Annotated in this window: 1 pseudogene; it reads left to right on the top strand. The window is 48.4% G+C overall.

From position 1 onward, the window contains the following. Window positions 1-100 precede the first annotated feature (100 nt). A pseudogene (locus tag JCM21738_RS21835) lies at window positions 101-1312 on the top strand (transposase); the annotation flags it as partial.

The raw sequence follows: 1312 nt of genomic DNA on the forward strand, positions 1-1312 counted from the left end.
AGCGAAAGCGCAAGAAACATGGACAGCGTGCATTGATGCTTGAAAACCTGCCTGTGGAAACGGTCGAATACCGTTTGTCCCCGGAAGAGCAGGTCTGTTCGTGCTGCAACGGGGCTATGCATCAAATGAGTACGGAAGTCCGTCAGGAACTGAAGTTCATTCCTGCGGAATTGAAAGTGGTCAAGCATGTCCGCCATGTTTACGCCTGCCGTAAGTGCGAGCGCAAAGAGCTTGAGACGCCAATTGTCACTGCACCAATGCCAAAGCCGGTCCATCCGGGAAGCCTGGTTTCCCCTTCCCTTATGGCTCACATCATGAATCAAAAATACGTAGACGGCCTTCCCCTTTATCGCCAAGAAAAGCAATTCAGAAGGATGGGGGTGGGATTATCCCGCAAACCATTGCCAATTGGATGATCCATGGAGCGGACCAGTGGCTCAGCTTGATGTATGATCGCATGCATCAAATCCTGTTGGATCAAGATATCTTACATGCGGACGAAACCACGCTGCAAGTCTTACGGGAACCCGACAGGCCAGCCACTTCAAAATCATATATCTGGCTTTATCGGACAGGGAAGGAAGGTCCTTCGGCCATCCTTTACGATTACAAGGAAACAAGGGCCGGCAAAAATGCGAAGGATTTTCTCTCCGGTTTTAAAGGCTTCTTACAAGTGGACGGTTACGCAGGGTACCATAAGGTACCGGAGGTCACCCTTGTCGGCTGTTGGGCTCACGCCAGAAGAAAGTTCGATGAAGCGTTAAAGGCGCTCCCCCCTGCAAAGCGTCAGACCTCTGGAACCAAAGCAGCCGAAGGTCTGCAATTCTGTAATCAGTTATATAGAATCGAGCGTGATTTGAAAGAGTTATCCGCTGAAAAACGCCATGAAAAACGCCTTGAACTCAGCAAGCCAGTCATGGATGCTTTTTTGACATGGCTAAAAAACCAAAAGGGCCAGGTACTACCAAAGAGTGCCCTCGGAGAGGCCGTCACATACAGTCTTAACCAGTGGGAAAAGCTTGAGGCATTTTTACAGGATGGACGTTTGGAGATTGATAATAACCGAAGCGAACGGTCGATTAAGCCCTTCGTAATCGGACGAAAGAATTGGCTTTTCAGCAACACCCCACGTGGAGCGCGTTCGAGCGCAATCATTTATAGCATTGTAGAAACAGCGAAAGAAAATGACTTAAATCCATATTATTATTTACGCTATCTATTTGAGGAGCTTCCCAATCTGGATTCAAAAGACCAGAATGCACTGGATAAATTACTGCCATGGTCAGAAACGCTTCCGGTCCATTGCAGGCTC

This window comes from Mesobacillus boroniphilus JCM 21738 (assembly GCF_000517385.1).
GTDB classification, from domain to species: domain Bacteria; phylum Bacillota; class Bacilli; order Bacillales; family Cytobacillaceae; genus Mesobacillus; species Mesobacillus boroniphilus.